Below are 8732 nucleotides of genomic sequence, written 5' to 3' on the forward strand. Positions count from 1 at the left end.
TCTCCTCCATCTCTCCAAACCTTTATTGGTATCTTCACTGGCTGCTCATAATATCTAACAGTTTTTTTATCCAATTCAAGGCAGTATTAAAACAGACACTCCCCCCCATAAAGAGATTTTTTAAGGAGGAATTTTTATGAACAGAGTGTTTGATGAGACGGTAGGTGAAAGAATAAGAAGTTCGTATCCCTAATAAGTTAAATCAGGTCGAGTTTTCAAAAATTATTGGAATAACACAAGGTGCGTTAAGTGAAATTGAAAAGGGGAACACAAAAACTTCAATTGATACAGTTCTTTCTATAAGTAGACATTTTAACTTAACTACTGATTGGCTAATTAAAGGGGAAAGCTAGAATAGTTTTAAATTATTGAGAAGGACGAGGAGACACCTACTGTCAAGGCCGATCAAAACTTCCTCAAAATCGCCGGTTTAAAATTCCCCAGAAGGACTTCTCAGTCCTTTGTAGACGTCAAGTCGAATTTTACACTTTTTGCTCGTTTCCTTTTGACACTTCTGCTGAAAAAATGCTTTTTCGGTTTTTCATCCGATGACTTTCCTCATCCTCTCCACCATGTATGACTTCCACACGATGAAGTAAACGGTCCAAAATAGCTGTCGTAATGCCTTGATCTCCAATTAAATTACCCCATTCATCTGGACTTTTATTTGAGGTAAGGATGATCGAACTTCGTTCGTATAAATGATTAATTAAATGAAAAAATAAGTTTGCTTCTCTCTGATCCATCGCCATGTACATCAAATCATCAATAATCACAAGATCGGCATTTCTAATTCGTTTGAGTTGGACTTTAGATTTATTCAGATATTCTTCTGTCTTTAAAAGCTGCACAAGCTCACCCATTGTAGTGAAGTAAACATTGAATCCTCTGTAAACGGCTTCGAGTCCCAGCCCAATTGCGATATACGTTTTCCCAATGCCAGGGGGACCTAGGAGAATTAAATTATACTGTTGCTCTAACCAGCTTAATTCTCTAAGTTGAGAAAGCTGGCGGGCTGTTAGAACGTTTTGACCTTTAAGTTCAAACTCATCTAATGACTTCAAGAAAGGGAATCGTGCCCATTTCATTCTTTTTTCAAGGCTCTTCGCTTCACGTTTTGCTAATTCATACCGTGTGATAGATTCTAAGAATTCCAAGTAGGTCCATGATGCTTTTTCAGCTTCGCGAAGAAGCTGTGGCAGCTCCTCCGCAGTCTCTGATAAACGTAACTGACGAAATTGATCTTGTAATTCATGCACCGTCTTGTTCATTATGCTCGACCTCCTAAAATGCTAGTATACACATTTAAAGAACGGGTAGACGCCTTAATATGAGGATGTTTTGCTGGATTGGCATAAAAGGATTGTACCTCTTTAACTGGTTCATCACGCAATGTATCAAGATGATGAGCGATATCACGAAATTCATTCGCATTGTATAGTTTCTCTGTCATGCACTTGGTCATCACAGTATCAATTAATGCTGGATACTGTTGAATCACCTTGTAGATGATCGCAAACTGGTCTCGACGATACCTCGGGTATTTTTGGCTGATCTCATCAAAATAAGCAGCTGCCTGAGTCTGATCTTCAAAGTAAGAGATGAGACGTTGCTTAAGCTCTTCAACCCCTTTTGAGCGATCACGAGTATGATGACGGTTTTGAATGAGTTTTCCTTTTTCTAAGCTAACAAAGTGTTCGGTAATTATTTCACCATTTGCTTCTTTACGTATCACAAGCGTTTGTTGTTCGTCGTCTGTCACTTCAATCCATACAAGATTTTCAGACATTGTTTGATAAGTCCCTAGTGGAACAGAATAACGGTTTGACTTATAACGGATCGTGTTGTCCTTGCTTACACTTCTTGTTATACTTTGGTTATTGGTACTTTCATATGAAAGTAACGAAGAGACTGGCTGTAAGTGTTGCTTTTCGAGGAGAAACACTTCTGCTGGTCTTTTTTTCGTTGTCTGGTGAACCTGATGGTTCCCCGTACGTTGAAGCCACTGTAGTGCTCGATCATTCCAATCTTCTATGTCTCTAAACACTCGACTGTCTGCGAAATTGCCTTTTATGTATTTCACTACATTTTCAATCATGCCTTTAGATTCCGGATCAGCTCTTCTACACAAGTGAACTTTGAATTTACGCTCATTCACATAGCTTTGAAATTCTGCTGTTAAAAGCAGCTGTCCTGCATTTTCACTCACTGCGATTAAGTGGTCCTGGTCATAAACGATTTCTTCTGCTCGTCCCCCGTAGAACTTAAATGCATTTTCGTGACAACGAATCGCATCTTTTGTGGTAAAAGGACGTGTCTGCCATTCCATATACTTATGTCTGGAGTGAGCGAGTACAAAGGCAATAAAGTATAGTTTGATTTCTTTATTGTCTATTGTTTTCTGTTTTGTTTCACCCCAGTCTACCTGGAGTTGTTTACCCATCGGTTGTTCAGGAACTGCTTCGTATTGACGGACAACCACTTTTTTCTCAATCTGATAGACTTCTCGAATATCCTTCACATACGTTCTGACCGTACTTCCACCGACCACCAGGTGGGGATATCTCTCCAAAAGCCAATCATGAATTTGAGCACTACTCAGGTGAGGATACTCTTCTAGCCAGGCAAGTATCCAGTCTTTATAGTGATCTAATTTTTTCTTCTTCCCCAAAGGCTGTTCGGTGTATGCTCTTGCTTCATCAAATGTCATTTCCAAATACTTATAGACAGTTGGTCTTGAGATCTTAAGCTCCTTAGCGATTTGTGCTACTTTAAATTTTCTTTTATGAAGTTCATGAATCTTTACATATAACACTAACTTCTCCTCCAAAAACCCTAACCTCCAGTAAAATAACGTCACTATCTATTTTACTAAAGCAGTAGGGTGATTGAGCAAAAGTGTAAAATCTTATCAAGCAAAAACTGTCAACTTTATTCTAGCGTTTACAAGTGATTCATTTCTTTAAGTATTTCTAGTCCACGTTCTCCTAAGAATTGAGTTTTATCATTCATTTCTACGATAGTACGTTTCAGATCTTCTTCGTACATTCTAGATTTCTTTTTATCGCTTAACAAATGGTACATATGCATTATTCCAATAGATACATTAGCAGCGTGGAAAGATTTGTCTAATGGCCGCTTCTTTTTTAAAATCGTCGACGTAGTAAGAGCTTCTTCATTCTCACAAGAAAGGGGATCTGGGAAAATACAATTGACCATGTCATCCAAGAATAAACTATTATGAATAAATTCATGGTAAAGTGCTTCAGCATAGTCGATCACGGTCCATCTCTTAGGGGGGTTAAGCCATATTAAGCCTAATAAACCAGAGACAGAACCCCCACCAAATCCTTCTTTCTTAATAAAGTAGAGGGTTCCAATGTGTTTATTAATTAGGTAGTGGAGATCAGGATGGAGTAATTTTATTAAATCTAACGCTTTTTCAACATTATAAACAATTTCTCTGCGTTCCTCTTCGTTGAATAAATGTTTATCATCTAAGGTATCCTTTTTTTCTATTAAGTAATTATTGATTAAATGTTCACACAGAATATCGCTATCAAAAATTATCTTAATATTATCCAATTCAAAAGGAATCTGTGATTGTTGAAGGGCGTTTAATGTTTGAATAAAGTATCCTTTTTTTTCATTATCAGGAATTCCGCTACTAGTACCTTCCCCAAAATGATAATCAATAACAGCATCAATGTTTCTGTTAATTTCCCTTTTGTTTAAAAAAGTTAGGTTTGTTTTCTTTGAGACAACGCTACTCAATATTTTTACAACCCCTTTCGATAATTACTGGTTAGGGGCAAGCCCCTTATGACTTAATAGGGGGCTTGCCCCAATCAAATCACTGCTTACTCCTCGCTTGTTTTATTACCTTCATCATGTAATTGCATTACTAGGACGACAACAACACGTCTTCCTTTTTCATTAAAATGGTTCTTTGAGAATAGCTTTATGTTTTCATTGATTTTAGACATCAGCCCACCTCCTTTTTCCAAATTCAGAATTATAATACAATATTCTGTTTTAAATTTCGAATATTTTCTATTAATTTAAAATATTGTAATTATTTATTTTGTTGTTTTATAATTATTTTATTAAATCTATTTGAAAAAGAGAGGAGGGTTTAGTATATTATCAAATAAAAAAGCGAGGGAGTATGCTTACATTAACTTTCCAATGGCAACTGTTTTAAAAGAGAACTTAGATAAATACATCTCACAAAATTACAATATTAGTGTATTTGAATTTATGGGGAATCTTTTTGATATTAAATCTCTAAGCAGACCCGTTAATCTAGATTGTATGAATTGTCACTTAGCGCATTTTTCACTTTGTTGTGATGGCTCTCCCTATCCCCCAACTAAGGAAGATATTAATAAGGTATACAACCACGTAGATAATATTTTTAAAGAAACTCAATCAAATTCCGACTATTTTAAATCAAAAAAATATTATAGTGAAAACGGGATATTAGATAAAAACGGAAGCTTTATAGAGCATTGTGGGAAGTGTATATTTTCAATTAAAATAGGTGAAAAAGGCTCACATGGTTGTGCAATTCATGGTTATGCAATAAAGAACAATATAAACTACACAAAACTAAAACCCAAGGGTTGTATGATGTATCCTTTAGATATAGTAAAGTTATCAGATAATAGTGATTTTGTTTTTGGTGCTGATGATAATACAGTACTTGATGTCGTAAAACTAACTGAAAATGATGAAGTTATTTTATCAACAGTTAATGATAATAAAGGTTTCAGCAGATGGAATAAGTTTGATTTGAACTATATCTGTTTGAACAAAAATCATCGTAAACTCATCATGGATACTAGGAAACCACAGAGCGAATATAGTAAAGCATCACTTCCTGATGGTGTGTTTGTTTTAGATGAATACGTTCCTGCTTACGAACAAGAAAAACGATTTATAAAAGAATTATATGGTAATGAGACATATGAGTTTATTAGATCAAAAAGTGAACTACTAACTGAAAAGGGAATGCTCTCATTTTAGAATAGGAAATGTATTAAAAGTTTGACATTTCCTATTTCATAGAACTGTTGATTGGAAGGAGAACATGAATAAAACATTAGTCAATTTTATTGCTAGCTCTATAGTAGTATTAGTTCCTGGCAACAGAATTCTTTAAAGGGTTCTGCCTTTTCGTCGAAAAAGCAAATTGAGAGCTGTCTCCTCCAGAGAACTATTTGATCGAATTATGGTATTACTTTTAGGAAATCAACATATTGAAACTGATATTAGTGGAGTTTAATAAAGATTGAGTTCTCATTTTAGGAATACCCAAAAGCCCAATTTCTTTTGCGTTATACCGAGAAATTGGGCTTTTTATATTGGAACTTCCTTAACGTTGTAAATCCGCATTTTCCTGACTATACCCCAATAAGGACTTTTACGAAAGACTACGGATTACTAGTATAAAATATGCAATTTTTATTAATCAAAGATTTCTATCTTCTTCCCGATATAAAGTTAAGATAGTGGATTATCATTCCAACCTGCTTCAGATTGAGAAACCACTTTTAGAATTTACTCACTTATTTCGAATTGAGATGGAAAAGGATAATTCTATAAGTGATGTGATTGTTCGTTCATTCAAAAGTAAAGAAGATGCTAACAATATAATGAATCAAATGGTATTTACCCTAGAGAAATTCGTTGAAAATCAAAAACAAAATTACATGAAACTGACTGATGAAAATAGAGAAGTTAGGAACAGAAGTCAAATTTTAGGAGCGAATAAGATGAAATTTAATCTAAACATTAGTAGGGATACACTTTATACTACTCTTACAGTTATGTGTTTATTATTAATCCTTATATTTGTGGGTCGTGCTCTAATTAATACAATGAATAATATGTCAAAAGATATTTCTCATGAAACAACTAAAAAAGAAGCTTTAGTTGCTGATTATTTAAAAGCGGAAACATCTGAGCTGATACTTGAACGAAAGAGCTTTTCGTCCAGTGATTATCAAGTGATTTATGATGGGAAAGAGTATCTGGTTAGATTTGAAGGTGAGGAAATAACTAAGTTTGTTAGTGTTGATTGATGATATTATTGCTATAAATATAAGGGGATTTTAAAGGATATTGTGCTGCGGATACAATACATGAATAGGAAAAATCATTTTCCAGTTAAAAGGCTAAATTTCATTTATGATTGTTCGTCTTGTAATAGATTTCATCGAGGTTACCAAAGAGAATTGTGTCAAGATGTTTGTCCCTTTTGTATGGTAAAGAAGTATACAGAATTGAAGAAGAGTATAAGTGGATGGATTATCACACTGACTCTTTGGCCCTAAACTTCCAAATTTATAAAAAGTTTATTAGTAATAACAGGGTAGAAGAACAGAGGGAGTAAGATGATAAAAGCATCAAAATATTTTTAGATTCTTTTTTATAGTGTTCCAGAATAGTAGCTGTAAAGAGTGGAACAGAAATTAATATTTATATAAATTTGCAAAGGGATGATTCAGTTGCCGCTTAATAATGTCAAAAGACTTGCTAAGGAAACTTTAAAAGCACACTCAAAGTCACTATTCCCAGAAAGGTCCCCATTTGAGGTACATGTAAATCCAGGGGTAGATGCTTCAAAAACAAAGCCCTACTTCATCGAAACATTTATTAGCTTTGGTGATCCAATTTTTAAAAAGAGATTGTCAGCTGTGTTGAAAGAAGAAAAATATTTATTGGTGTATGAATTTAAAGAAGAAAACGAAGGCTCCATTTTCAAACCTATGTATAAAACTAACCTTCAGATGTACATGACGAAGCAAGTGATAACTACATCTGACGCTTTCATTTTAGAAACATTGACCTTAGGGTTAGTGCAAACTCATTTGACTAAGGATGGGGTCATAAAGATGAATTCATTAAAAAAAAGAAAAGATTATTTCAAATCAGAAGTTGAAAGTGAACTTTATGCAGAAAAAATTCTCATTACGCTTAAGGAATTCTTAAACAATCAATATGAGGAATATAAAAAAATATGAGTACCAAATAGCGACATCCTAATTATAGGTGGTGGTGAAAGCCATTAAGTAAGGGGAATCTTATATGAAGAAAAATTATAATAACGCAGTTAAGTTACACAAATTAATTATTGGTTCATCGAACAATTGTTATAAAGCAATTTGTATTAATGAAAAAGAATTTAAAAAGGAGTTCGCACCCCCTAATGCAAAATTTGAGCATGTTGAAATTTATTTGGTAGGCTAATTTCTTTTTTTATACCAAATGAAAGGGTGGAAGAATGAATATTAAACTAAACAATAAATATCATAATATGTTGCTAAATCATCCCCAAGAGAACGAAGAGCTCTTTAAAGATAAGGACCTCTCCTACCTACAAAGTGTAGGATTAGAAATTATTAGACATGGTATTATAAGCATCAAAGGTTTTAGCCACAGTTTTTTAATAGATGAAAATCCCCAATTGTATAGAACCATTATTTTTGCTGTCAATGATGTTTTAGAAAATATCCCAGATCGTCACAATTTCCACGATAAGCAGCTGCTCCTACAGTATATTAATGAATTTATTGCATTTTCGACAAACTTAGAAAAAGTACTAGTTCAAGAAGGGCTGATTCATGATGCCAGGATAACTTCATTAATCCATTTAATTGAGTTTGGTAATGATTTGTTAAATATTCGTAAAAGCTAAAAAAAATTAAGCAAAGAATGGAAGGTATAAAATAATGGCCGGCTGGAAAGCTAACTATCCCCAAACAATGCTACATGATTATATATTAATCTATTTCGTAGTGTTGGTCTTCTTATGGTATGCGATGAATTTCTCAATCATTGGATTCATTATATCGTTGATTGCTTCATTTGTAATAGTGGTGCTATTGTTTTTAAGTTATGAAAAAATGAAGGAAAGAAATAGAACGCCTAATGAAGGGGACTACTGGTATTTACATTGTGAAAAAGGTATCTACGAAGAGATTTATGTAATAGATGGTGTGGGAAGAAATAAATTCGATTCAATGAATTACCTTGAGGACAAGGGAATGAGTTATGAAAGAGCACGAGAATACTTGCTCCATTTGGGAAGCCTAAAGTATGAAAGAAAAATAAAATAGTAGCAAAAAATACATATACTCAATGTCCAAATTCTGTTAATATTGAAATATCAAGAAGCACTTGATCCATAGGGATGACCTATGAATCAGGTGCTTTTTTGTTTTTTAAGGCATAGAGGGGAATGGCAATGAAGTCTTTTCTAGCTTGAAAAATATTTTAATAAGGGGAATGAATTGCCATGATCGAACAGCTCCATGGAAATTTATTAGATTATAAATCTGATCTGTTAATCAATGCTGCTAACGGCAAAGGATGGATGGGTGGGATTTTCGGTCGATATGTTCCACTAAAAGGTGTTGCAGATACAATCCACTATAATGATCACTCAATTGAGAGGGAGGCTAAAATTATTTGCAGGTCAAGAAAGATCTGCCTGGGAGATATTTATATTACTGGCTCAGGAAGATTGGGGTTTAAAGAAGGTGTACTGCATGCAGTAACGATGCTAAAACCCGGGCAAAAAGCAGATATCTTAACGATTGAAAAATGCCTAAATAACATTTGTGCCTTTTGTGTTGAAAAAGGGATTCAATCTTCGACAATCCCTCTATTGGGCACTGGGACCGTGTTTATGGCATCATAAAAATGTAGAGTTTGGCATTTAATTT

General features: G+C 34.1%; 12 protein-coding genes. 8 read left to right on the plus strand and 4 right to left on the minus strand.

Going from position 1 to position 8732, the window contains the following annotated elements:
• Positions 1 to 230: 230 nt before the first annotated feature.
• On the plus strand, positions 231 to 353 hold the full coding sequence (locus PBF_RS27230) for a helix-turn-helix domain-containing protein (RefSeq protein WP_430515291.1): 123 nt from the start codon (positions 231 to 233) through the stop codon (positions 351 to 353).
• Positions 354 to 482: 129 nt separating this feature from the next.
• Here PBF_RS27230 and istB read toward each other — a convergent pair whose 3' ends face one another.
• The 4 genes from istB to PBF_RS27090 all read right to left on the minus strand — a co-directional run bounded on the left by istB (position 483) and on the right by PBF_RS27090 (position 3986).
• Positions 483 to 1271, minus strand: coding sequence for an IS21-like element IS643 family helper ATPase IstB (gene istB, locus PBF_RS21360; RefSeq protein WP_035332672.1), 789 nt, complete (start codon positions 1269 to 1271; stop codon positions 483 to 485).
• Positions 1271 to 2815 carry an IS21 family transposase gene (istA, locus tag PBF_RS21365; RefSeq protein WP_152539718.1) on the minus strand — a complete coding sequence of 515 codons (1545 nt, stop codon included), beginning with the start codon at positions 2813 to 2815 and terminating at the stop codon, positions 1271 to 1273. Before istA ends, istB begins: the two co-directional genes overlap by 1 nt.
• Before the next feature lie 128 nt (positions 2816 to 2943).
• Positions 2944 to 3774, minus strand: a complete 831-nt coding sequence (locus PBF_RS26880; protein WP_235192305.1) for an aKG-HExxH-type peptide beta-hydroxylase — start codon at positions 3772 to 3774, stop codon at positions 2944 to 2946.
• Positions 3775 to 3860: 86 nt separating this feature from the next.
• Positions 3861 to 3986 (minus strand): hypothetical protein, encoded by a 126-nt coding sequence (locus tag PBF_RS27090; protein WP_256815743.1) that lies wholly within the window; start codon positions 3984 to 3986, stop codon positions 3861 to 3863.
• A 130-nt stretch (positions 3987 to 4116) separates the two neighbouring features.
• Between PBF_RS27090 and PBF_RS21375 the strand changes: the two genes are divergently transcribed.
• The 7 genes from PBF_RS21375 to PBF_RS21400 all read left to right on the plus strand — a co-directional run bounded on the left by PBF_RS21375 (position 4117) and on the right by PBF_RS21400 (position 8707).
• The gene (locus PBF_RS21375; protein ID WP_009335983.1) at positions 4117 to 5028 is read left to right on the plus strand and encodes a hypothetical protein; all 912 of its coding nucleotides are present in this window, start codon (positions 4117 to 4119) and stop codon (positions 5026 to 5028) included.
• Positions 5029 to 5513: 485 nt separating this feature from the next.
• Entirely contained in the window at positions 5514 to 6086 is a 573-nt protein-coding gene (locus PBF_RS21380) for a hypothetical protein (RefSeq protein WP_035332674.1), read from the plus strand.
• A gap of 426 nt (positions 6087 to 6512) precedes the next feature.
• Positions 6513 to 7028 carry a hypothetical protein gene (locus PBF_RS21385; RefSeq protein ID WP_035332675.1) on the plus strand — a complete coding sequence of 172 codons (516 nt, stop codon included), beginning with the start codon at positions 6513 to 6515 and terminating at the stop codon, positions 7026 to 7028.
• Between the two features lie 64 nt (positions 7029 to 7092).
• Entirely contained in the window at positions 7093 to 7254 is a 162-nt protein-coding gene (locus PBF_RS26225) for a hypothetical protein (RefSeq protein ID WP_160169274.1), read from the plus strand.
• Positions 7255 to 7288: 34 nt separating this feature from the next.
• Positions 7289 to 7702 carry a hypothetical protein gene (locus tag PBF_RS21390; protein WP_035332676.1) on the plus strand — a complete coding sequence of 138 codons (414 nt, stop codon included), beginning with the start codon at positions 7289 to 7291 and terminating at the stop codon, positions 7700 to 7702.
• A gap of 34 nt (positions 7703 to 7736) precedes the next feature.
• Positions 7737 to 8123 (plus strand): hypothetical protein, encoded by a 387-nt coding sequence (locus PBF_RS21395; protein WP_035332677.1) that lies wholly within the window; start codon positions 7737 to 7739, stop codon positions 8121 to 8123.
• A gap of 179 nt (positions 8124 to 8302) precedes the next feature.
• Positions 8303 to 8707 (plus strand): macro domain-containing protein, encoded by a 405-nt coding sequence (locus tag PBF_RS21400; RefSeq protein WP_051488971.1) that lies wholly within the window; start codon positions 8303 to 8305, stop codon positions 8705 to 8707.
• Positions 8708 to 8732 lie beyond the last annotated feature (25 nt).

The sequence above is a fragment of the Cytobacillus firmus DS1 genome (assembly GCF_000565285.1).
GTDB lineage: Bacteria > Bacillota > Bacilli > Bacillales > Cytobacillaceae > Cytobacillus > Cytobacillus firmus_A.

Coding starts and splice junctions, on each gene's coding strand:
- PBF_RS21390 (WP_035332676.1), top strand. CDS start 7,289: ATGAATATTAAACTAAACAATAAATATCATAATATGTTGCTAAATCAT.
- PBF_RS26225 (WP_160169274.1), top strand. CDS start 7,093: ATGAAGAAAAATTATAATAACGCAGTTAAGTTACACAAATTAATTATT.
- PBF_RS21395 (WP_035332677.1), top strand. CDS start 7,737: ATGGCCGGCTGGAAAGCTAACTATCCCCAAACAATGCTACATGATTAT.
- PBF_RS27090 (WP_256815743.1), bottom strand. CDS start 3,986: ATGTCTAAAATCAATGAAAACATAAAGCTATTCTCAAAGAACCATTTT.
- PBF_RS21400 (WP_051488971.1), top strand. CDS start 8,303: ATGATCGAACAGCTCCATGGAAATTTATTAGATTATAAATCTGATCTG.
- istB (WP_035332672.1), bottom strand. CDS start 1,271: ATGAACAAGACGGTGCATGAATTACAAGATCAATTTCGTCAGTTACGT.